Annotated in this window: 20 protein-coding genes and 1 pseudogene; 7 read left to right on the top strand and 14 right to left on the bottom strand. The window is 69.9% G+C overall.

Features of this window, described 5'->3' with window-relative positions; translation table 11 throughout:
* Positions 1 to 4: 4 nt before the first annotated feature.
* Positions 5 to 223 carry a hypothetical protein gene (locus AB0J55_RS32575; protein ID WP_364257177.1) on the bottom strand — a complete coding sequence of 73 codons (219 nt, stop codon included), beginning with the start codon at positions 221 to 223 and terminating at the stop codon, positions 5 to 7.
* 417 nt (positions 224 to 640) lie between these two features.
* Entirely contained in the window at positions 641 to 2,185 is a 1,545-nt protein-coding gene (locus AB0J55_RS32580; RefSeq protein WP_364257180.1) for an FAD-dependent monooxygenase, read from the bottom strand.
* A gap of 70 nt (positions 2,186 to 2,255) precedes the next feature.
* Here AB0J55_RS32580 and AB0J55_RS32585 point away from each other — a divergent pair, with 70 nt between their 5' ends.
* Entirely contained in the window at positions 2,256 to 2,834 is a 579-nt protein-coding gene (locus AB0J55_RS32585; protein WP_364257183.1) for a helix-turn-helix domain-containing protein, read from the top strand.
* Positions 2,835 to 3,109: 275 nt separating this feature from the next.
* Here AB0J55_RS32585 and AB0J55_RS32590 read toward each other — a convergent pair whose 3' ends face one another.
* The 6 genes from AB0J55_RS32590 to AB0J55_RS32615 all read right to left on the bottom strand — a co-directional run bounded on the left by AB0J55_RS32590 (position 3,110) and on the right by AB0J55_RS32615 (position 10,515).
* The gene (locus tag AB0J55_RS32590; RefSeq protein ID WP_364257185.1) at positions 3,110 to 3,667 is read right to left on the bottom strand and encodes a transposase; all 558 of its coding nucleotides are present in this window, start codon (positions 3,665 to 3,667) and stop codon (positions 3,110 to 3,112) included.
* Positions 3,668 to 3,921: 254 nt separating this feature from the next.
* Positions 3,922 to 5,277, bottom strand: coding sequence for a HEAT repeat domain-containing protein (locus AB0J55_RS32595; RefSeq protein WP_364257188.1), 1,356 nt, complete (start codon positions 5,275 to 5,277; stop codon positions 3,922 to 3,924).
* An 869-nt stretch (positions 5,278 to 6,146) separates the two neighbouring features.
* Positions 6,147 to 6,596 carry a GNAT family N-acetyltransferase gene (locus tag AB0J55_RS32600; RefSeq protein WP_364257191.1) on the bottom strand — a complete coding sequence of 150 codons (450 nt, stop codon included), beginning with the start codon at positions 6,594 to 6,596 and terminating at the stop codon, positions 6,147 to 6,149.
* 824 nt (positions 6,597 to 7,420) lie between these two features.
* Positions 7,421 to 9,190: a hypothetical protein gene (locus AB0J55_RS32605; protein WP_364257194.1), complete on the bottom strand. Its 1,770-nt coding sequence runs from the start codon at positions 9,188 to 9,190 to the stop codon at positions 7,421 to 7,423.
* Positions 9,191 to 9,229: 39 nt separating this feature from the next.
* On the bottom strand, positions 9,230 to 10,180 hold the full coding sequence (locus AB0J55_RS32610) for a hypothetical protein (RefSeq protein WP_364257196.1): 951 nt from the start codon (positions 10,178 to 10,180) through the stop codon (positions 9,230 to 9,232).
* Positions 10,177 to 10,515 (bottom strand): PadR family transcriptional regulator, encoded by a 339-nt coding sequence (locus AB0J55_RS32615; protein WP_364257199.1) that lies wholly within the window; start codon positions 10,513 to 10,515, stop codon positions 10,177 to 10,179. The genes AB0J55_RS32610 and AB0J55_RS32615 overlap by 4 nt, the downstream gene beginning before the upstream one ends.
* A gap of 163 nt (positions 10,516 to 10,678) precedes the next feature.
* On the opposite strand from AB0J55_RS32615, the gene AB0J55_RS32620 reads away from it, so the two are divergent.
* Positions 10,679 to 11,626: a cold shock domain-containing protein gene (locus AB0J55_RS32620; protein WP_364257202.1), complete on the top strand. Its 948-nt coding sequence runs from the start codon at positions 10,679 to 10,681 to the stop codon at positions 11,624 to 11,626.
* Positions 11,627 to 11,659: 33 nt separating this feature from the next.
* Here the strand turns inward: AB0J55_RS32620 and AB0J55_RS32625 are convergent.
* Positions 11,660 to 11,764, bottom strand: a pseudogene (locus AB0J55_RS32625) (IS5/IS1182 family transposase); the annotation flags it as partial.
* Between the two features lie 189 nt (positions 11,765 to 11,953).
* The gene (locus AB0J55_RS32630) at positions 11,954 to 12,799 is read right to left on the bottom strand and encodes an alpha/beta hydrolase (protein ID WP_364257205.1); all 846 of its coding nucleotides are present in this window, start codon (positions 12,797 to 12,799) and stop codon (positions 11,954 to 11,956) included.
* On the opposite strand from AB0J55_RS32630, the gene AB0J55_RS32635 reads away from it, so the two are divergent.
* Positions 12,798 to 13,697, top strand: a complete 900-nt coding sequence (locus AB0J55_RS32635) for a LysR family transcriptional regulator (RefSeq protein WP_364257208.1) — start codon at positions 12,798 to 12,800, stop codon at positions 13,695 to 13,697. The genes AB0J55_RS32630 and AB0J55_RS32635 overlap by 2 nt on opposite strands.
* 54 nt (positions 13,698 to 13,751) lie before the next feature.
* Entirely contained in the window at positions 13,752 to 14,564 is an 813-nt protein-coding gene (locus tag AB0J55_RS32640) for an SDR family oxidoreductase (protein ID WP_364257211.1), read from the top strand.
* A gap of 29 nt (positions 14,565 to 14,593) precedes the next feature.
* Here the strand turns inward: AB0J55_RS32640 and AB0J55_RS32645 are convergent, their stop codons facing one another.
* Both AB0J55_RS32645 and AB0J55_RS32650 read right to left on the bottom strand, forming a co-directional pair.
* Positions 14,594 to 15,649 carry an EcsC family protein gene (locus AB0J55_RS32645; protein WP_364257214.1) on the bottom strand — a complete coding sequence of 352 codons (1,056 nt, stop codon included), beginning with the start codon at positions 15,647 to 15,649 and terminating at the stop codon, positions 14,594 to 14,596.
* Positions 15,650 to 15,742: 93 nt separating this feature from the next.
* Positions 15,743 to 16,348 carry a TetR/AcrR family transcriptional regulator gene (locus AB0J55_RS32650; RefSeq protein WP_364257217.1) on the bottom strand — a complete coding sequence of 202 codons (606 nt, stop codon included), beginning with the start codon at positions 16,346 to 16,348 and terminating at the stop codon, positions 15,743 to 15,745.
* 92 nt (positions 16,349 to 16,440) lie between these two features.
* Here AB0J55_RS32650 and AB0J55_RS32655 point away from each other — a divergent pair, with 92 nt between their 5' ends.
* The 3 genes from AB0J55_RS32655 to AB0J55_RS32665 all read left to right on the top strand — a co-directional run bounded on the left by AB0J55_RS32655 (position 16,441) and on the right by AB0J55_RS32665 (position 19,949).
* The gene (locus AB0J55_RS32655) at positions 16,441 to 17,244 is read left to right on the top strand and encodes an alpha/beta fold hydrolase (protein ID WP_364257220.1); all 804 of its coding nucleotides are present in this window, start codon (positions 16,441 to 16,443) and stop codon (positions 17,242 to 17,244) included.
* The gene (locus tag AB0J55_RS32660) at positions 17,241 to 18,356 is read left to right on the top strand and encodes an FAD-dependent monooxygenase (RefSeq protein WP_364257223.1); all 1,116 of its coding nucleotides are present in this window, start codon (positions 17,241 to 17,243) and stop codon (positions 18,354 to 18,356) included. The genes AB0J55_RS32655 and AB0J55_RS32660 overlap by 4 nt, the downstream gene beginning before the upstream one ends.
* A 168-nt stretch (positions 18,357 to 18,524) precedes the next feature.
* Positions 18,525 to 19,949: a M1 family metallopeptidase gene (locus AB0J55_RS32665; protein ID WP_364257226.1), complete on the top strand. Its 1,425-nt coding sequence runs from the start codon at positions 18,525 to 18,527 to the stop codon at positions 19,947 to 19,949.
* A 24-nt stretch (positions 19,950 to 19,973) separates the two neighbouring features.
* On the opposite strand, the gene AB0J55_RS32670 is transcribed toward AB0J55_RS32665, so the two are convergent.
* Both AB0J55_RS32670 and AB0J55_RS32675 read right to left on the bottom strand, forming a co-directional pair.
* On the bottom strand, positions 19,974 to 21,482 hold the full coding sequence (locus tag AB0J55_RS32670; RefSeq protein WP_364257228.1) for a hypothetical protein: 1,509 nt from the start codon (positions 21,480 to 21,482) through the stop codon (positions 19,974 to 19,976).
* A 90-nt stretch (positions 21,483 to 21,572) separates the two neighbouring features.
* Positions 21,573 to 22,469: an ankyrin repeat domain-containing protein gene (locus AB0J55_RS32675; RefSeq protein ID WP_364257231.1), complete on the bottom strand. Its 897-nt coding sequence runs from the start codon at positions 22,467 to 22,469 to the stop codon at positions 21,573 to 21,575.
* Positions 22,470 to 22,535 lie beyond the last annotated feature (66 nt).

Here is a 22,535-nt window from a genome sequence, read left to right on the forward strand (position 1 = left end):
GAACTCACCGTCGACGGGGCGTAGCCAGCTCGCTCCAGACCCACTCGGTCACACCCAGCGCCGTGATCGCACCTAATGGCAGGTGGCCGAACTTCGGCAGGATGTGACACCGCAGCCGGCTGCGGTAGCTCTCGATCGTCCGCGGATCCAGATCCAGCGATCGGAACCACCGCACCACCCAGTCGGCGACCGTGACCGCGCTGTCGGCCGGATCGATCCACACCCCCGACGCCAATCCACCTCCAACCCGGCGGCATAGGCCACAGCATCACGCCGCGAGCCAAATCCGGACACCGAACGAACACCGAAACCTTGCCGTCGATATCTCACGCGCCACGACCTGCTGCCGCACTGCTCCACCCACGCCACAACGACCTCCACACCTGGATGAGACCAACGAGACGCTGGCCCAGCAGTGGAGTTCCCCGACGCAGACATCTCCAGCGTCGGCCCTCAACGACGATGCAGCCGCCAGCCGGCATCCAAATGCGCAGACCGAGCTGACCGGTCCGTACGCACTCTCATGCCGATGAGCAGGAATTCGCGCCGCGGCCATCGAGAGGCGCTACTTGCACGACTGAATCCTGACCGCACCGCACATCGCAACCGGCGGCTGATTCCGCTGGAGCTCATTTGCCCGTCATGCGGGAATGGCCGCGGTGCCGAGCACTCGGGTCACTGCCTCGGCGAGTGGCGTGCCGCATGCCGAGTGCCAGGCGACGACGACGTCTGGGCGTAGCAGCAGAGCGCCGTCGGCGGGCAGGCAGACCTCGGCCAGCCAATGCTGGTGTGACACCGTGACCAGGCGCAACCCGAGACGATCTGCCTCAGTGGTCCAGCGTCCGTTGTCCGGGCCGGTGAGCAGGGTCAGGCCGGGCCCGGCGAGGTCCACAGTGGACGTCTTGGCGTCGAGCCACGCGTGGGGCACGCGCGTGCCGGGACGGCCCGCCGGGGCGTAGTGATCGACGGGCGCGGGGCCGCGACCGTCGGGCACGAACGCGCCTTCGGGGTACTGGGTGCCGAACATCGTGGCCGGCAGGTCGTCGTGCCGGCTGTCGGGTTTGGTGAAGGCGGCCAGCATGTCGCCGACGTGCCCGCGGACCGTGCTGGAGGCTTCGGCGATCGCGTAGCCTGCCGGGTGGCGTTCGGCGTGGTAGGTGTCGAGGAGGGCGGGCGCCGCCTGTCCGGCCAGTACGGCCGCGAGCTTCCAGGCGAGGTTGGCCGCGTCGGCGATGGCGGTGTTGGCGCCGGCCGCGGCCATCGGGGGCATCATGTGCGCGGCGTCGCCCACCAGGAACACGCGGCCGTCGCGGAACCGGTCGGCCACGCGCATCGCCGACTCCCAGGGCGACCGGCTGAGCAGTTCGACGTCGAGATCCGGGATGCCGGTCACGATGCGCAGGAGGTCGTGCCAGTCGCCGTCGCCGAGCGTGTGCGCCTCGGGGAAGTCGGCCGTCGAAAACAGCCACCGGTCGGTGCCGTTGACCGAGAGGAAGGCGCCCGAGGCGACCGGGTTGTCGATCTCGCACAGGTTGAACGGCTTCTCCCGCGCCAGGTCCGTGAGATCGGCGCGGAAGTACAGATCGAGGTTGTCGGCCAGGTGGCCGTGGCCGCTGCGCGGGATGCCCAGCGCGGTGCGGATGGGACTGCGGGCGCCGTCGGCGGCGATCAGGTAGTCCGCGGTCAGCTCGTACGGTTCGCCGTTCGCGGGCTTCAGCAGCGCGGTCACCCCGTCGTCGTCTTGGGTGAAGGACACCAGTTCGGTGCCGAGCCGCACGGACACGCCCCGTTCTTCGGCGGCCCGGCGCAGGATCGGTTCCAGCACGACCTGCGGGCACAAGACGTTCGGTCCCGGGCTCAGCTCGGGAATCCTCGCCTGCTGCAGCCGCCGTTCCCGCATGGTGCCGCTCAGCTCCCGCACCTGGGCCGCGGCCAGCGTCGGACCGGCCAGGACCTCGGTGAACGACGCCAGCGGCGCACTCGCCTCGGCGACCTCGGACGCGAGGCCGAGCAGGCGGAACACCTCGGTGCTGCGCGGGTTGAACCGGCGCGCCTTCGGCTGCGGCGACACACCTGCGTGCTTCTCGACCAGCACCGGATACACCCCTTCGCGCCGCAACAGCAGGGCGGCGGTCAGTCCGGCGATCCCGCCACCGCTGATCAGAACAGGAACACGAACCGTCATCGGAACTCCTCGACCCAAAAGTGATACGGTACAACTGAGTACACCGTACAACTAGTGGTATCGTCAAGGCATGACGACCGGGATGGGCAGGCGGGAGCGCAAGAAGGCGGCTACCCACCAGGCGCTGGCCGACGCGGCCCTGCGGCTGTTCCTCGAACGTGGCTACGACAACGTGGGCGTCCGCGAGATCGCCGACGCCGCCGACGTGTCCACCACGACCCTGCAGAAACACTTTCCCAGCAAGGAATCCCTCGTCTTCGACCGGGACGCCGACATCGAGGAGGCCCTGATCGCCGCTGTGCGCGACCGCGCGCCGGGCACTTCAGTGCTCGCCGCGCTGCGGGACCACACGCTGGCCCGAGTCGAGCGCGGCGCCGCCGCCGACGGGGCGTCGGAGTTCATGACCCTCGTGCGCAGCACGCCGGCACTGAGCGAGTACTGGCACCGGATGTGGATGCGGCACGAGGACGCGCTCAGCCACGTCCTCGCCGCCGAAACCGGCGCACCCGAAACCGATCCCGGATGCGCCGCACTGGCCCACTTCGCGCTGGAAACCTCGGCACTCGCGATCCGCGCCGAAGATCCGGCCCGCACCGTCGAAGCCGCGTTCGCCATCCTCGAACACGGCTGGCGCGCCTCACCACGCTGAACTGCTCCTCAGATGACCCCACCACTCATCCCGGACGGTATGGGTGACTCGACAGCATGCCGGGTGAACATCCTCTTCTGCCGCAGAGCGTGCGCCTCGGCAAGCGGCGCTCAGCAGCTCAACGAGGGGACCGGCCGCACCACTGACATAGCCCGTCAGTGCGCTTCTGTCTACACGGCGCTGCTCGATTTGATCCCGCTCGGCTGGCTCCTGCCCACCGTCGGTGCCGACCGCACGGTTGTTCGAAACGAACGTGGGCGGCCCTCTCACTAATTTCACTGGGGCACAGCTGTCGCGCGGTTTGATCGTCGACACGAGCGCGCGGGACTGCGCCGCGGACAGGAACTTCTCTGCTCCGCCAGGAAAGAGCTCCAGCAATAGCCGGTGGAGGCGGTTGACGGTCTGGGTCCCGGCACGGCCGAGCTCGTCACGGCGATCGACGAGCATGCCCAGCACGACCAGCTCAGGGCAGCCTGGACGCGGACCAAGTTCGGGGTCCGCAGCGCGACCAGGGCCACCGAGTGCGCGTCGACCGAGTCGGTCTTGCGGCCGTTGCCGGTGGCGAACACCCGCACCTGCGCCGACAGTTTCGCCGGCACATCCAGGACGGTCTCGCCGTCGTGAACCAGCCGGTGGGCGATAAGCCGGCCGACGCCGTTACAGCCCTCGACTGCCCACACCCGGTCACCGAACCGGCGCCCGGCCGCCAGCATTTCGGCATATCCGACCTCATCCGTGCCGAACTTTCCGGTCCTGAGCATGTCGCCGAATTCGTTGATCACCTCGATCGCGGCCGACCGTTTGTGCGGATCCATCCCGATGATCACCGGCATGCAGTTCTCCTTGCCTTGACGTGACGATGTCAGCAAGGAGGGCACCGCTACTTCGAGCTGGGCAGACCCCTTTCCAGCCACTCCTCGCGCGGTGCCCGGTGAGTACCCGGTCCTGCTGCCCAGTCTTAAGTAGCCGATGAGCGTGCGTTTCTCTGCGCGGTGCAGGCTGCTGCTGAGATCCGGAGCGCGGTCGGACCTACCTGCTGGCACAGCCCGATATCAGAACTGGCGCAATCGCATTGAGCCGAAGTGCGTCAGATGCGCAAGGCCCCACGCGGAGTCCCGTACCGTCGGCCGCAAGCGGTCAGCGCGAGGACGCCGCATCCCAGAACCGAAGTCCGCTCGTCAAGCTCCGAAGGATCGACCGAGAGCCGTCCGGCGATATCCGTGGCGTGACACGGATCGGGAATCGCGAAGTCTCGTTTGACCTGCTCGTAGCGCTCCCGGAACGCCTCAGCGTCGGAGATGTCGATCCCGTCGGTCCAGCCCTCCGGGAGGCCCCTGTCCTCATGAGGCAACAGGTAGCCGTCTTCGGCAGCGTGCGCGTTGCCGAGCTGGTCCTCCGGCTCGAAAACGTCGTAGCAGCGGATGATCCGGCCGTGTTCGGCAAGACACCAGGCGGTCCACCCGTCGCCGCAGCTCGCCCCGTACCAGTGAGCGGCACCGAAAGCGTCACTCAGCTCGGCGCAGCTGTGCCGTATGCTCTGCCGTCGCCCGGAGTCGGTCTCCGCTGAAGCCGAATGCGCCAATCCGGGCGGATCGCCGAACACCAGCGTCCATCCATCGAGAACCGGACTCACATACGTCCGGGCGCACCTGCCGTGTTCGTGCCTGAGGGTTCCACCGTGGTGGTCGGAGTTCCACGCAGATTCGCCGAGGCGCATCGTCACCGGCATTGCGTCGGAAAGGCCGAACGCCTCCAGCACCGCCCCCTGGTCCTTCGTCGGCAGCGCGTACCAGCCGCCACAGAGATGCATCGGCGCCGGCTTCTCGTCACGAAGCTTGACCGCGATCAGCCGCTCGACGAGCCGCTGATCGGCCGCGTCGAGCGCATCCCAGCCACCCACCTCGGCCAAGGCCGTCAACGCCTGCCGCCCCTGCGGCGCGGCCGACCGCCGCAGCCCGCGTAGCAACGGAATCACGCCGGGACCGATCCCCGCGAATGCCCACACGCCCCGCTGGCGGACGTCTTCGTCGGCGTCTGTCAGCAGCGGCACCAACGCGGGCGCCAGCGGCAACGCCGCGCTACCCGCGTTCTGAAGGACAAACGCGGCCGTTTCCCTGACCGACGGATCCGGATGCGCCAAGACATCCGCATACCTCGTCAGGTCGGAGACCTCGATTCCACCGAACGCCCAGCGTGCGCGCCGCCGCACCTCCTCCGTCCCCGGCGAGACAATGACGTCGAGCACCGGATCGAACGCCGGATCGCCGATCCGGCGAAGGACGCCCGCCGAGTCACCCCAGTACACCGGTGAAGCCTCGTCACACAAGACGGCAAGCACCGGTTCGACGGCGCCCGCGCCCGCCGCCACCAGCGCGGCTCCGGCAGCTTCCCGAGCCGCCATATCCGGAGCAGCAAGCTGTTCGATCAACTCAGGGATACCCACACTGACACGATAACCGGAACGGCCAGCCAGATCGGACGACCTGCTCACCACCCACCGCTGCCACTGCATCTCTGCTGACACGCCTTCTGCCGGCCGGCCGGGTCTGCCGACGCAACCGGCGGGTGCGTGACGTGGCTACCGCTTGCTCGGGCCGGTGACCTCGGGGCCACGACGCGCACACGTGCCGAAGAGAGGGCGGTCCCGCGGCCGGAGCGGCACGATCAGCATCCAGCGAGGCGCCGTTCGAAGCGAATGTGGACATGGGTTGGTCTTCAGCGGGTCTGCTCCCCCGCTGAGCGGCCGTGCGCAGCGCTCGGCCAGGAACCGGAGAGGGCGCGGATTCCACCCAGGGTGGTGAATCTGGCCCATAGGTCACTGTCGGGAGAGTGCAGGATGTGGCCGGTGATCAGCAGTTCTGACCGGTCGTCGCGGCCGCGTCCCGTCCGGGCCGTGGTGATTCGGTAGCCACCCTCGCAAGGGGTGCCCGACTCCGGCGCGATAGCTGGACAGCTGGCCACCTTCGACCAGCGCCACCCATTGTCGTCCATGTACTTCCTTGCAGTCCCAGCTTGATCCGCTCCCATTCCGAGTTGGTCCACAACCGTTGCGGAGCGGGCAGGTGCAGCGGCCGGACAGTCGTACGAACTCGGCCGAATCTCACCTTGAAGGACACGTTCCTGCAGACGTGACTACCCGCTCCCCAACGTCCGCACATGCCGACGAGCGCGCATCGGCAGAAGCGATCAAGTCGCGTTTCCGGGATGCGTTGGTTGCTGTGCAGGAGGCGCGGCGGGAATGGCCGGCATTGCATCCCCCTCCGGCGCACACGCGTGCCCGCCGACCAGGTTCCGTGGGTCGAAGCCGAACAGTCAGGGCTGTTCCCGCATCGGCAGCACCTTGCGAAGGTAGGTCGCCGACTCCTCATACCCCAACGCCAAATAGAATGGTGCCGCGCGTCGGGTGGCCAGGGCGGAAAGGACGCAATTCCGCTGTGTCGCCCAACGCTCCAATGCCTGCATCAGAGCACGACCGATGCCACGACCCCGGGCCTGGTGGCGTACCAGGATTTCCTCAACCCAGACCACTGGACCGTTCGCGTAGAACGTGCGGTGGCTGAACCCCAGCAGATAGCCGAGGACACCGTCGCTGTCGGCGGCAACCAGGAGACAGACATCATCGCTCGACAGTACTGCTGCGTAGCTGTCGTGAAACCTGGCTTGCGAGAACGGGAACGACTGCGCCAACTGACCCGCAAGATCGCATACAGCCTCCGCATCGTCTGTCGTGCCGTACCGGATCTGGACCGACGAGCAACTCATCCGCAGATGATCCAAGCGGCGGCGGTGTTCGGCAACTGTGTATCCGCTTCTGCCGCATAGCCGTGCGCCCTGGCCAGCCCTCCTCAGCAGCGGCACCTCGACTCGGGACGGGCTCGTCAGCCAAGGTCACTCATGACGCTGGTCCCGCTGCACGACAACCGCCTGAGCGATCCCGATCGGCTGAATCCAAGCCCACGTCGCCCTGCCGGATCCGCCTGATGTTCGACACGCGCGTGGCCCAGTCCTCTCACTAATTTCACTGGGCCACAGCTGGGGCAAACCCCCTGTCACAACCGCACTCAACAACACACAGTTGCCAGCAACGGCACCGAAGCGCATCATTTCCCTAGGCGATTCTCCATCGCCGCAGGTCAGGACCACGATCGACCCTCACCCGGTATCGGGATCGATGACGATGCAACCGTCGCAAGATGTGTGTTGCCCCGGCGCAGCCCGGTCAGCTCACCCCAGCGAACTCCGGTCCACCCCGCAGTCACGATCAACAATCCGCAGCAGCGGTTACCGAGCAACTCGGCGTTGTCCGCGATCCGCACAACCTGCTCGGGGTGGCCCAGACCAGCACTTCGGCGATGGTTCGCTGACCGTTGCGCACTCCCGATCGGCCGGACCGACCACACGATGGCATCGCGGTCCGCGCCGCCGCTCAAACATCCTCTTCCGGCGATTACCGGACGTTCTCAGCGCGGTGCAGTCTGCATTCTCGGCCCGGCCCGGTTGTGCCGGTGTATCGCCGGGCGACATTGACCGTGCTCACGCACCTCCGGCGAGGCTCCTGGATGGTGGCTCGGGTGCTGCTTCCTGGTTCACGGTCGTCCGCAGAACTTGCGCTCAGCTTCGAAGGGATCCGGGGGGATGGTGACCTGGGTCCGGTGCCACGCGTCGGTCAGGTTGGCCCAGAAGCGCTTCGACGTCAGCGGTTCGCGGGTCGAACGTTGGACTTCCGCGAGGTCGCCACAGTTGAGTGCGTGCCGGGCGGCGGCCACCTGCGCGGGCGTGACCTCGTCGCGGAAGACGAAGTTGCCCGCGGGTGAGGTCGGTGCCTCCGGGGCCGCGTAGTCGGCGACGAGCCAGGCGTTGCTCAGCGGTTTCGCATGACCGGGTTTGCCCTCCGGGAAGGCGAACCGGGCGCCGATCGGGTTGCTCAGCCCCCAGAAGTCGACGATCCCGACGTCGACGGGTGCCAGCATGCCGACCGTGCCGAGGTACACACCGAGCACCGCCGCCTTCCCCGGCAGATCCGCGCGCAACGGGGCAGTGATGATCTCGTTGTGCGGTCCCTGGTAGATCAGCACCCGCCTGCCGGAGTTCACCGCGTCGGCCACCGCGTCCTGGAGGTTCCGCTGTCTCGGCGCGAAGTCCGTGGAATCCGTCGGGTATTCGCGGCCGGTCCACGCTTGGTAGTAGGCGCGTTCGTCGTCGATCGAACGCACCGCGGCGGACGCCTCCCGGTACCGGGCCAACCCGGCGCACAGCGGCGCCCACACCACGACGACCAGCGTGAGCACCCCCGTGGTCCGCGAACGCGGGAGCACCAGGACCGGCAGCAGCACGAGGAACAGCGACGGCAGCAGCATGCGCGCGTGCATGTAGTCGCCGCCGACCTTCAGTACGTACCCCAGGAGCAGCAGGCCCGCCACCACCGGGGTCAGCGTCACCAGCAGGCCGCTCCGGTCCGCGCGCGACCGCCGCAGGAGCCGCGCGAGCACGACCGTGACCGGTACCAGCGGGATCCACAGCAGATACGGGTCCGCGAAGTCGGTGAGGTAGGTGAAGCCGCGGGCCCACCTCGACGCGTCGGCGTTCTTCGTGATCGCGGGCATCGGGACGAGGACGCCGTAGTAGCCCATGCGGAAGATCTCGTAACCCAGCGGCAGCGCGGCCGCCGCCCCGGCCGCCGCTAGCGTCACCCGGGGCCCCGGCCGCACCAGCAGCCACAGCGCGACCAGGAACACCGCGGCGACCAGCGCCTGTTCCGGCCGGACGAGCGGGCCGAGCCCGATGACCAGTGCCGCGCCGGTGATCGCCTTGCCCGACGTGTTTCCCCGCACCCGCACCAGAAGCCACCAGCACGCCGCCATCCAGAACGTGTTGAGCCCCGTCTCCAGGCCCGAGGTCGCGTACTGCCAGACCGGGTGCAGCGCGAGCAGGATGAGGACGCCGGCGGGCAGCAGCCAGGTTCCGGGCCGGTCGTGCAGGCGCCGGGTCGCGGCCACCGCGAGGGCGAATCCGCCCGCGGTCAGCGCCAGGCCGAGCATCCAGGAGATCGCCGAGGTGTCGGTGTTCCCGGAAACGAATCCGGCGAGGGCGAGCAGCCATTGCCAGAGCGCGCTCGTGGAGGTTTCCGCACGTTCGCCCGCGGAATAGACCGGGCCGTTCCCGGACAGGATCTGCTCGACGATCCGGGTGAAGATCAGCGCGTCGTCGCAGATCCAGCGAGTCAGGTAACCCAGGACCGCGATGAGCACTGCCGCGGCCGGCGCGAGCAGGCCGTTCCAGCGGATTCTCGCCCGCGACCGTGGTACGTCGAGCGACGGCAAAAGGGCGCGCGAGGGCGCGACAGGAATGGTGTCCACCAGAAATCCTTGTCCGGGAATAGAAGGTATCGAGAAGTCTCAGTGATTCACGACGGTCCGGCGGTAGTCACGGATTCCGATGACGGTCAGGGCCACCACTACCAGCCCGGCCAGACTGACTTGGGCGGTCGTGAGCACGTCGAAAGGGAACCCGCGCTTCTCCACCAGGGTCTGCGCCACCACCAGCGCGAGGCAGACGGCCAGCGCCAGTGTCGACGCCGCCGCGCGCTGTTCGGTGCGGCGCCGGAGCAGCAGGTATCCGGCACCGGCCATCGTGCACAGCCAGAGGAGCGGGGACAGCCCGGCAAGCCTGCCGACGCCGTACGCGAAGACGTACTCGGCTGTCACGACGGCGACCAAGCTTCCGCCGATGGCCCACCACCACGGGCGCGCCGGCGGCAGCGGGGCGTCGGCGTGGAAGGCCAGCAGCAACAGCACCAGCGGAAGCCACTGCGGGGCGTAGTTCACGACCAGATCCGGGCCGAGACTGAGCGAGTACCTGGTCAAGCCCCAGAGCGCCCCGGCGACCAGAATCGCCCCGGCGGCGACCCGCGCCGCGCGACGCCACCCGTCCACCAGCAGAGCGAGCGGGACCAGGCCGGCCGCCAGCAGGACAAGGTGCCTGATCAGGTAGGACCTCAGCGCGGAGTGCATGAGCGGGGACAGCTCCTCACCAGGATGCTCGATCACGAGCCAGAGCTGGTTGCCGACGTAGCCCGCGGACTTGAGCGCACCCCAGAGCAGGCCGAGGAGCACACCCGCCCGCACCAGGTCACCCAGTGCGACCGTGCGGGCAGGTGCCGCCCGGCCCGCGAGCCGCGTCCGCACACCCAGTGCCAGCAGGGCCCACAGCTCGGTCCAGAGTGCCGCGCGGGCCCGCTCGCCGTGCAGGTCGAGCAGAGTGCCGACCATCTCGTCGCCGCGCTCGGCGCGATACCAGCCCGGGAGCACCCGCACCAGCGTGCGGTACCGGGTCTCGGCGTCGATCATGCCCGCAGCTCCCCCACCTGGGGCCACTGGCCACGGGCCCGCAGCACCTTGCTGGCGGTATCGACGTTCGCGGCCAGCCGCCGGGTGTGATCGGCCAGTGCGGTGCTGCCCGCCCCGGTCAGCCGGTAGTAGCGCCGGAGCCTGCCCTGGTGGATCTCCTCCCGGTCGTGCTCGGCCCAGCCGTCGGCGACCAGCCGGTCCAGCACACCGTAGAGCGTGCCGACCCGCAGTCGCACCCGTCCCTCGGACAACTCCTGTACCCGCTGGACGACTCCGTAGCCGTGCCGAGGCTCGTCCGCCAGCGCGACCAGCACCAAGAACGTCTGCTCGGACATGCTCCGCTCCGCCATGCCTCCATATATATCAGAAGACGATATATAGCGGGCTGCGTTGCCTTGTCATCGGCGGATTGGCCAGCGCTACCCCCTCCGTACCCGGACCGGAGGTCTGTCAGAGAGACTGGGGGCCATTGCCCGCCCTCTCGACCTGGAGCTTTTGATGCCACAAGGGACCGTCCGCTGGTTCGACGCCGAACGGGGTTTCGGCTTTCTCGCGCCCGAGGACGGCTCGCCGGACGTGTTCGTGCACGCCTCCGAGATCGTCGGGGACGGCGGCGCGAAACTGCTCCGCGAGGGTCAGGCCGTCGTGTTCGAGGTCGGCGAGAACGACCGCGGACCCCAGGCGCTGCGCGTTCGCGTCACCGCCGATGCGGCCAGCGGCAGCGCCGTGGGCCTGCTCGGCACCATCAACTGGTACGAGCCGGGCAAGGGGTACGGTTTCGCGTCGCCGGACGGCGGCGGCGCCGACATCTTCGTGCACAGCTCCGCCATCGTGACCGGCGGCGTGGTCACCGAGGGGCAGCGGGTGGCCTTCCTGATCGTCGAAGGCGAGCGCGGCCCGCAGGCCGGGCACGTGATCCCGCTGGGAGCGGGGGCCGGCTCACCCGCTGCGGCCGGTATCGCGGACGGTGCCGACGGCACGGTGGCCTGGTACGACGAGGACAAGGGCTTCGGCTTCATCAACCCCGACTCCGGCGCCGGGGACGTCTTCGTTCACGCCCGGGCCCTGGCCGAGGGGCTGACGTGGCTCGCGGAGGGCGACCGCGTCGCCTACGAGGTGGCCAGTGGAGACAAGGGCCCGCAGGCCCGCGACGTGCACCTGGTCCGGGGCGCCGAGCCCCAGACGGCGCCGCAGCGGTCGGCACCTGCCGCGGCCGCAGGGCCGGCGGCGCGGGACGTGCCCGTACGAGGCGGCGAGGGCGTCGTCGCGCGCTACGACGCCGACCGCGGCTTCGGCTTCATCACCCCGGACGCAGGCGGCGACGATCTCTTCGCCCACGCGTCCGTGATCATGGGGTCGGAGCCGCTGCAGAAGGGTGACCGGGTCCGGTACGCGGTGCGCCAGAGCGACCGGGGCCCGCAGGCCGACCGCGTCGAACGCCTCTGAAGAGGCGGCCCCACCGATGGCTGATCACTTCCCGACGGTGCGTTCGACGACCCAGCGGACCCGGCCGAGGCGGGACTTGCCCTCAATCCGGCGCCGGGCGATACGGACCTTGATTCCGCGGCGGGTCAGGTAGCGGCGGTAGTCGTAGCGGCCGGTACCGCACGCGGGCGCGCGAAGCATCGGCCTGAAGGCCCGCGGGCGGGGCCGGCCGCGCCTGCCTTGCCGAAGTCGGAGTGCAGTCCCTCTTCACGCGCAAGACGTTGACTGCGTTAACGACGGTCGGCAGCGCTGAACTCCCCCTCGCGAGCGCCGCGCTCCGCCGGAGTGTCACAAGCTGTTCCAGAAGTCGAGCAGCATGGCTGCCGCCCGTGGCGGATCGTCGAGCATCCACCAGTGGCCGAGCCCGTCGAGTTCGGCGGTGCGGGCGCCGGCGCGTTCGGCAGCTCGGTGGCGGAGGGCAGGGCTGCCGACGGAGTCGTCCTGCGTGGCGATGGGGACCAACCCGGGCCGCGCAGCTGCCGCAGGCAGATTGCGGCCACGCTCGATCAGCACTCGCCGGGGCACGGACCGGTAAAGCGCGAGAACGGCTTTACCCATCTCCGGGCCCTGGTGGAGTGCGACTTCGCCGGCCGTGGGCTCCGGGATGCCCCACCCGGCCATGCGCGCCGCCCGGTCGCCCGCATCTCCCGAGAAGAGTTGCTCGATGTGGCGTTCCCCGTCGCCGGGTGTCTGCCACAGCTTCGCCAGGTCGTGCCAGGTGTAGTCCGGCTCGTAACCGGCGATGGTGTCGCTGACCCAGCTGCGGATCAGGCCGGGGCGGGTCATGGCCACCTCGAGCACGTACCCGCCGGCCAGGCTGTGGCCGACGAGGTCGACCGGCGCGTCGAACCGCGAGAGCTCGTCGATGAGCCAGTTCCGGTAGTCGTCGAACGTGGCCGCGAAATCCGCCGGGAGGGGTGCGCCGAAGCCGGGCGGCGCGAGCAGGACCGCCTCTCGCTGCCGAGCCTCGGGCAACTCCTTGATCAGCGGCGCCCACACCGCCGGGGTCACCGGAACGCCGTTGACGAAAGCAATGGTCATGTCCCCAAGACACCACCACGCCGGGCCGGATGTCCAAGACCTCATCCGCACGCCGCCATACCGGAACGGCATGACGGAGTAGCCTGCGAACATGCTCCCCGACCTGGATCTGCGGCTGGTCCGGTACTTCCTGGTGGTCGCCGAGCAGCTGAACTTCGCCCGCGCGGCCGAACAGCTCCGGGTCGCCCAGCCGTCACTGAGCCGCCAGATCCAGCGGCTGGAAAACGCAGTCGGAGTACGCCTTCTGGAACGCACCAGCCAGGGCAGCCGGCTCACCGCCGCCGGCGCGGCGTTCCTGCCCCGGGCACAGCAACTGGTGCACAACGCCGAGCAGGCCGTGCTCGCCGCGCGCGCCGCGGCGCCGGCCCGCACCATCACCGTCGGGTACGCCGACGATCTGGTCATCACCCCCGCCGTCCGCGACCTGCGAAAGCGTTGTCCCGGCGCCCACGTCCGCACCCGTCATCTCAGCTCGCGGGAGGCCGGTGCACTGGTGGACCGGCAGATCGACGCCCTGATCATCCGCGCACCACTGCCGATACCCGAAGACGATCTCACCGTGACCGCGCTCTACACCGAGCCTCTGGTCGCCCTGGTGTCGACCGCCCACCGCTTCGCGGGCAAGGAGTCCGTCAACGTTTCCGATGTCCGGTCGGAACCGCTCGTCGGCTGCACCGGCATGGGCGAGGGCTGGACCGGCTTCTGGCGCCTCGAACCCCGCGACGGCGGCGATCCGGCCACGCTGGGCCCCACCCTCGCCGACACCTACGACGACAAACTCGAAGCCATCGCCGAAGGCACGGCCATCGCGGTCGTCCCCGCCGATGACCGGCGCTTCACCCTGCGTCCCGGCCTGGTCGCCGTTCCCCTCGACGGGGCCGAGCCGAGCCAGGTCGTCGTCGCCGGCCGGGCCGGGGAGACCAACCCGCTCGTCGCGGAGTTCGTCCGTTCCGCGCAGAAGCTGCTCGTCCGCGATGCCGCTCGGGCATGACCAGGTGCGAAACAGGTCTTGGACGCGCGCGCCGGCCGCCGGTTCGCTGGTGGCATGACCGTTGACTACCGCGCCCAGACCGTGCTGCTCACGGGAGCGAGCTCCGGTATCGGAGCCGCGTTCGCCCGGACACTGGCCGCGCGCGGCGCGAACCTCGTGCTCGTCGCCCGCCGCGCCGACCGGCTGACTTCGCTGGCGGAGGAACTCCGCCGCACCACCGACGCCCGCATCGACGTGCTCCCGACGGACCTCACCCGGCCCGACGCCGCCGATGAACTGCACCACGCGGTCACCGAGCAGGGCCTCCACGTCACCGGCCTGATCAACAACGCCGCGTCCGGATCGTTCGCCCCGTTCCTCGGATCCGAACCCAGCCGCCTCTCCGCCGAGATCGCCCTGGGCGCCCTGGCACCGGTACGGCTGGCAGCCGCCTTCCTCCCCGGCATGGTGCACGACCGCCACGGCTTCGTCATCAACGTCGCCAGCGTGTCCGCCTCCCTGCCTTCGCCCCGGATGGCGGTCTACGGCGCCACGAAAGCGTTTTTCCTCAGCTTCACCGAGTCACTGTGGGCCGAGCTGCGCGGCACCGGCGTCACCGTGTTCGCCGTCTGCCCCGGCGCCACCGCCACCGAATTCACGTCGGGCATGGGCCCGGACGCGGCCGTGCTGACCGCCGGAAAGCTCCGCACGCCCGACAACGTCGTCACCACCACCCTGAACCACCTGGAAAGCCGTGACCCGGGCCCGGTCGTCGTCGACGGCCGCGCGAACCGCCTCGGTGTGCTCGCGAGCCGGCTCCTGAGCCGCCGGCGAGCTGCCCTGACGATGACGCGTGTCTTCGATCCCCGTCGCGTAACCGTCCGGTAGCTCCGTGCACGAAGGGAGTTGAGGCATGATCAGCCGTCGTTCAGGCCATCGGTGTGCGGCTCGTCGGCGGTCGCTTCCTCGACGATCTCCGCAATGTGGACTGTGTCGTCGCCCAGATCCACGTCGGCGCCTCTGGTCACCGTGACATCGACGGTCTCCAGGTGGTGTTTCTCGCGCAGGAACCGCTCACGGTAAAGATGCTCGGCGTCATCGGTGAGGTTGTGCAGCAGCTTCGCGTTGAGTCCGGCGCCGATCGCGACGCCGAGGACCGGCACCACCTGTCCGAGCTTCTTCTTCGTCAGCTGCGTTGCCGTTCGCTCGTAGAACGTTCTGACGATCCGCGTGACGCCGTTCCGGTTCAGCTGGTCCCACGTGGCCCTGCGGGCGAGGTCGTTCACGAGCTTGTTCAACTGGACGTACGCGACGCTTTTGCCGGTCTGCTGGGCCATCCCGAAGCTGAGGACGCCGAGCGCGAATACCCTCTCCTGAGGCAGCTCGGTGTCGTAGCCGTAGTACGCGGCAGTGTGCGCGATCGCCCTCGTCATCGCACCGAGCACGAACACGGTGTCGACCGCGATCGCCGCGGCGACCGTGCCCGCGCCGGGTGCCGCGCCGGCTCCCGCGCCGAAGATGCCGCCGGCCGTCGTGAGCAACTCGCCGCCGGACACCGCCAGGCCGGCGCCCGCGCCCTCGACCGCACTGACGGCCGTGTAACTCAGGCCCAGACGAGGCTTGGCCTTGTCGATGTCGCCCAGGTCGAGCCGGTGGATGTCGCTGAGCTCGCCGACGACATGCCCGCGCTTGGCATAGGCCGCCACGACAGCCTTACGCCGCAGCGTCGCTTCGCTGGCCTTGTTCACCAAGGTCAGCAAACCGTCGATGGAGTTGTGCACGATCGCCGTCAGCTGTTCCGCGCCGGGCACCTGCTCGAGCCGTCCCTTGGCGACCTGGCCGCCCTTGGCCAGCCGATCACGAACCCCCTGCGGGACCAGCCGGCGCTCGTTGACCGCCAACCGCTCATTGCGCCAGCGCTCGATGTCCTGCCACGCCACACGCTCATACGGGCTCATCTGCTCGACACCCACGGCCACCCCTCGGTGCGAAGACCGCTCCGCCTGCTGCGGCGAACTCATGGGGCATGGTAAGCGATTCCGTCCGCGTCGGCGGGTCGCGCGGCCCTACGGCATGGTGGCGCGGAGACCGGCCAGGACCACGTCGACGATCTTCTCGGCCACCTCGCGGGTGAAGGGGTGGCGTCGCCGGTTGACGTAGACGTACACCGGCCCGGACAGCAGCTCGGTGAGGAAGTAGCTGTCGACCGGGGGAATCTCTCCGCGGTCGACAGCGATGTCGAAGCGCTTGCCGGCCGTGGCGAGCCGGTGGTCGTAGGCGGCCCGGACCGCCTCGTCGAGGTCCGTGTTCCCCGGAGCCGCGATGGCGGCCTGCATCAGGGCCCGGCCCGTCGAGCTGGTCATGCGTTCGGCCAGCGCCACCAGGAAGTCGGCCAGATCGCGGCGGAGGTCGCCGGAGTCGTGCAGCGGGGCGGAGTCCTCCGCATACCGCAGCAGCGCGTCGCCGACGAGCTGGGCGCGGTCCGGCCAGTTGCGGTAGACGCTGTTCTTGTTGACTCCGGCGAGTTCGGCGATCTCCTCGTAGCGCAGGCCGGCCACGCCGTGGCGGGCGACCAGTTCCGTCGTCGCCTCGAGGATCCGCGACCGGACCCGGGCGTTGCGGCCGCCCGGTCGCGCGCCGGTCTTCGCTGCGGTTTCCGTGTTCTCCGGCACACCTCCGATTTTCCCATCCCCCGCGCGGTGGACGCCAACGCGGACCGAGGCTACCTTAAAGAGACGATTCGTCTATTTAAGGGGGTGATGGCGTGACCACGTCACTGGGCACGGTGAAGGCCGGCGAGATCGAGATCGCCTACGCGGAGTCCGGCACCGGGGAGCCGGTGATCCTGCTGCACGGCGGCGAAAGCACCCGCATCCAGTACGACGCGTTCCGGCCCCTGCTCGGGGCCGGCATCCGGGCGATCGCCTACGACCAGCGCGATTCCGGAGCGTCGGTCAACCCGCCCGATCCCTACGGCATCCCCGACCTCGCCGAGGACTGCGCCGCGCTCATCAGGGGACTCGGGTACGAGCGAGCACACCTCTTCGGATCCTCGTTCGGCGGCTTCATCGCCCTCCAGGTCGCGGTGTCGATACCCGGCGTCGTCCAATCGCTGACGGTCGGCGCCACCTTCGCCGACGCCTCGGCCCTGCAGGCACCCGCGGCCTCCGAGATCGTCGAACTGTCGCCGTCGCAGCGCGATGCGCGGATGCTCGCCTTCGCCCTGTCCGAACGCGGGCAAGCGGACGAGAAGCTGGTGGCCGGGCTCGAGTCGATCCTGGTCCACCGCCCACCGGAGGCGGACGCGCGGCGGCTGGCCGCGATCCCCGGCTTCGACCTCACCGGACGACTGCCCGAGATCACGGCGCCCACCCTGCTCGTCTACGGCGAGGACGATCCCGCGGCCGGTCCCGAAGTCGGACGGAAGATCGCCGACGCGATCCCCGGGGCGAGGCTGGCGGTGATACCGGGGGCACGCCACGGGATCACGGTGGAGTTCGCCCGCGAGACCGCCCAACTGCTCCGCGAATTCGTGCTCGCCCACCCGTACCGCAAGGAGAACGCATGAAGATCCTGGTTTCCGGCGCGGGTGTCGCCGGTCTCTCGCTCGGCCGTGACCTCGGGATGCGAGGTCATCACGTCGTGATCGTCGAGCGCGCCGATCGGCTCCGGGGCAACGGTTCGCCCATCGACGTCCGCGGCGACGCGATCGAGGTCGCGGAGAAGATGGGCATCCTGCCCGCGGTCCGCGACGCGCGGATCCGCATGACCGAACAGGTGCATTTCGTCGACGAGAACGGCGCGGCCATCGGCCGGCTGCCCGCCGATATCGGCGATTCGCCCGACGACATCGAGATCGCCCGCGAGGACCTGTCCCGGATCCTGGCCGACGCGCTGCCCGGGACCGTGGAGCTGCGCCTGAGCGAGTCGGTGACGTCGATCGCCGAGCACCCCGGCCGGGTGGACGTCGGGTTCGCCTCCGGCAACTCGGAAAGCCACGATCTCGTTCTCGGCGCCGACGGCATGCACTCGGCGGTGCGCCGGCTCGTGTTCGGGCCGGAGCGGGACTGGATCCGGCACCTCGGTTTCCACGTCGCCATCACCGCCATGCCCGGTGAGGCGGATCCCGAGGCCGAGCGGATCAACCCGATGTACAGCTATCCCGGGCACCTGGCCGGCATCGCCCGGTTCAAGGACAAAGCCATCGGCCTGCTGATGTTCACCTCGCCTCCCCTCGACTACGACTACCGCGACGTCGAAGCGCAGAAGGAGATCCTGTTCGACCGGTTCGCCGGCTGTGGTTCGTGGAAAGTCCCCGCGATCCTCGACGCGGTGCGCGCCGATCCCGACCTCTACTTCGACTCGGTCAGCCAGATCCACCTGCCGACCTGGCACCGGGGCCGGGTGGCGCTCGTGGGCGACGCGGCCCACTGCGCCTCCCCTCTCGCGGGCCGGGGCACGTCCCTGGCGATGACCGGGGCCCAGTTCCTCGCGGAGGAGCTCGAGCGCGCGGAGGGAGATCACGTGACCGCATTCCGGCGATACGAGGCACGCCAACGGCCTTACGTCGAATTCGCCCAGGGCATGGTCGAGGGTGGTGGGGCGCTTCTCGTGCCACCCACGCAGGAAGCGATCCTCGCCCGGAACCGGCTGCTCCAGCCGGTCGCGGCGGGCCGGTAGCGTTCCGCAGGGTGCCTGACGGGCGCGTGCGTGACCTGCGGACCGGCGAAACCGGAGGCGGCAACCGGCCAGGAACCGCCCGAACCGGACGTTCAAGCCCCCCTCACCAGGGTTGATCCGCGTGTCGGGTCCGACCTACTCTTCAGCGTCGACCGCCGAGGAGGACCGATGCGAGGCGCGAACCGCAGCCGAAGCCACCTGCTGATCATCTCCGGTGCCCTGACCGCTGCGCTGGTGGCCGCGGCGAGCCCGGCGGCGGAGGCCGCGGTGGCCCAGCCGCAGTTCTCGCCCGGGGCGCCGGGTGCCGGGGATCCGTACTTCCCCGACATGGGCAACGGCGGCTACGACGTCGGCCACTACGACATCCGGCTGGCGTTCGACCCCGGTACCCAGGCCATCGACGCGACCACGACGATCCTCGCCACGGCCACCCAGGACCTCTCCCGCTTCGACCTGGACTTCCAGGGACCGCTGACGATCAGCAGGCTCACGGTGAACGGCCAGAACGCCGGCTTCACCCGCAGCGGCGCCCAGGAGCTGGTCATCACCCCGCCGCACGGCCTGCGGAAGGGCAGCCCGTTCGTCGTCTCGGTCAGCTACTCCGGCGTTCCGCAGAAGATCGACGACCCGGCGCTGGGTCTCTCCGGCTGGGTTGCCACCAAGGACGGCGCCGTCGCGCTCAACCAGCCGATCGGCGCCGCGACCTACTACCCGGTCAACGACACCCCGGACGACAAAGCCACCTACACCCAGACCATCACCGTGCCGGCCGGGCTCACCGTGCTGGCCAACGGCGAACCCGGGCCCACCACCACCCGCGATCACCGGACCACCTTCCGCTGGACCATGAACCGGCCGATGGCCAGCGAGCTGAGCATGCTCGCGATCGGCCGCTACGACGTCACCCGCGGCACGGCGGACGGCGGCCTGCCGAACATCACCGCGATCGGCAAGTCGATCGACACCAAACCCGGTCAGGGCGAGGTCTTCAACCGGACCACGGCGCAGATCATCCAGTGGGAAGCCTCGACGTACGGGCCGTACCCCTTCGACTCGACCGGCGGCATCATCGCCGACGTCGGCGTCGGCTACGCCCTCGAGACCCAGAGCCGGCCCGTCTACGACCAGCGCGACAGCGACGTCGACGGCGACCTGCTCGCCCACGAACTCGGCCACCAGTGGTTCGGCGACAGCCTCACCCCGGTGCACTGGTCGGACATCTGGCTCAACGAAGGCTTCGCTACCTACTCGGAATGGCTGTACCAGGAGAAGTTCAACGGCATCCCGGTGCAACAGACCTTCGCGAAGACCTACGCCGACGAGAAGGACTGGAGCGGCGAAGTCGCCGATCCCGGACGTGACCACATCTTCGACGACCTGGTCTACAACCGCGGCGCGATGACGCTGCAGGCGTTGCGCCTCGAGATCGGCGACCGCGCCTTCTTCGACGTGCTCAACCTGTGGCCGACGGCTCACCGCTACGGGAACGTCTCGACGCAGCAGTTCATCCGGTTCGTCGAGCGGCTGACCCACCGCGACCTCGGCTCGTTCTTCCACACCTGGCTCTACCAGCCGGGCAAGCCGGCGCTCTGAGGCACGGGACCAGGTTCTCCCACGTCACGGGAATCCCGCGGGCGCCCGTGGCGCGAGCATCAACGCGTACGTCCGGGCCGCCGCGGCCATCGTCGTGATGACCCGGACGTCGCGGGACGGCGGTCCTGTCATCTCGCCGACCGAACGGCGCACGGCGGTCAGGAGCAGTTCCTTCAGCAGCGGGACCGTGGTGGCCGCCGCTCGTTCCGCTGCCGTCGTCCGGGCCAGGAGGAACGCGTTCGTGGACGCCGCCGACGCGAACTGGCTGTTCACCGTTTCCGTCGCATGGGAGAGCAGGCGGACCAGGCCCTCCGACAGGGCGACGTCCACCGCGGTCACCGGCGCGGCCGACGGGGTGGCCGCGGCTGCGCTCAGGCCTGGCCGGGTGTGCACGGTCAGCCCCTGGACCAGTGACCAGTAGGGCATGCACGCCGAGAAGGTCGCGGCCGTGCCGGCGCCGAATTCGCTGGCCAGGGCCGCTCCTGTCCAGTCCGCCGGGTGCAGGTGGATCCGCACCCACAGCGTGTGCAGGTTGAGGCCCATGTTCCACGCGGCACGCGCCGCCTCGGACGCCTGCCGCGCGGCCTGTTCGGTGGTCGTCAGCGGCGGTGCGGTGTGCGTGTGGCCGCCGATGGTGACCGACGAGCCGGCGGGGACGAAGAGCGTCCCGGGGAACGCGTGCTGCAGACCGCGCAGCCGCCGGGGCACCACCTCGTAGTGCGCGGCGTTGCCGAGCTTGTCGGTGGCCGGCAGGCTGACGAACGACGGTGAAGCCGGGTAGCCGCGGTCGTCGACCACACCGAAGTTCCCGGCGTGCATCGCCTCGTGGATGGTCAGCACCACGTTCTCGTCGTTCGCCGGGTGGTCGATCGCGTCGGGCATGAGGGCGATCCGGTTCGCGTCGCTCAGCCCGCCCACGCCCGCTTCGGCGTTGTAGCCGGATCGGTCGGTGACGATCCGGTTGTGCGTGTGCAGGTAGTTCATCCGGTCGCGAGCCGCCCGGTAGCGGGCCTTGGCCCTCGCGACGTTCGCCGGCCCGAACACCTGGCGCAGGTCGCCGTCGTGCGCCCCGCCGATCACGGTGTTGATCAAGGCGGTGGCGTTGGTGACGAGCGCGGCGATGTTCGCGGCGTCCGCGACACCCAGGGCGCCCGGGCGGACGCCGACGTTGATCAACGCCGGGTCGCCGAGGGTGAGACCGGGGTGCTGCGCGCGGATCGCGTCGGCGAGCAGCCGCGCCCGATCCGGCGCGGGCAAGGCGTTGTACGCCGCCGGCGAGCCGGCGAGGGTGTGGGCCCTGGTCAGCACCGCGGCGCGATCCGCCGGGGACAACTGGGCGAGCGCCCGCTCGTTGACCCGCTCGAGGCCGGCCGTGTGCTGGGCGCGGTCGGTCGCGCCGGCCGACGTCAGCGGCCCGGTCTGCGCCGCGGTCGGCACGCGGCGGCGTTGCACGGCAACGGGGTGCGCCTTGACGTGCCCGGACAGGAGCGTGCCGATCGCCCGGTTGCCCGCCGTCCGCTGCATGGTCAGCAACGACCAGCGCCCGCCTCCGGACGTGGTTGCGGCCCGGGCAGCGCGAGATTTGCGTTGCCCGGCAGTGCTTTCTTCACGGTGGACCATGACTCACCCGGACCGAGGCGGCGGATCGGCGATGGGGGGCAACGGGTTCGGCTCGTCCAGGTCGTCCACCGGCGGCGGCAGGGGCGGCGCCTCGACCGGGGCGTCCGGATCGATCCTCCGCAGCACTTCGACGACGTCGGCGTGGCCGCGCAGCGCGGCGTCCATCACGGCGGTGCGCCCCAGTCCGTCCACAAGGGACGTGTCGATCCCCGGATGGGCCACCAGGATTTCCACCGTGGAGACGAACCCGAGCCGGGCCGCGTGGTGCAGGGCGGTGGCACCTTCGGCGTCGGCGCGGTTGACGTCGACCCCGTCGAAGGCGAGCAGACCGCGCACGATGTCGTCCCGCCCGGCGACGACCGCGGCGGTCAGCGCCGTCCAGCCCGTGTCCCGGTTGACCGCGTCCGGGTCCGCACCGGCTCGCAGCAGGACCGACGCCGCTTCGAGCCGTCCGCGGACCGCCGCGTGGAAGAACGGGGTGGTCCCGTTCTCCGCCGCCGGGTCGGGGGGCATCCGGGCGGCCAGCCAGCCGATCACCTCGGGGTCCGCGCGGCCGGCGGCGACCTCGTGCAGGATCGTGTGCCCGTCCGCGTCGGCGTGCCCGAGGTCCGTGCCCGGCGCGGCGAGGAACTCCCGGATGACCGGCAGCGGGGCGTCCTGCGCCCATTCCCAGTAACCGGGGTCCGGGAGCGCGCGGGCGGGTGAGACGCCGGGCGCCGCAAGCACGGCCCGGAGCAGCTCGACGTCACCGAGGCGCAGCACTTCGTCCAGCACCGTCCGGGCGCCCGCCACCGTGTCGACGGCGATGTCGCCGAGGTCGACCCCCTGCTCGGCCAAACCGGCGATGGCGGCGCCGTCACGAGCGGCGAGTGCCCTGCTGATCCGCTCGTCCGTGTGCATGGCGACCTCCCACCGACTCTCCATCATGAAACCGCGCGAACCGGGCCACAACGTCCGGACGGGCAG

The organism is Amycolatopsis sp. NPDC049688 (assembly GCF_040674975.1).
GTDB lineage: Bacteria > Actinomycetota > Actinomycetes > Mycobacteriales > Pseudonocardiaceae > Amycolatopsis.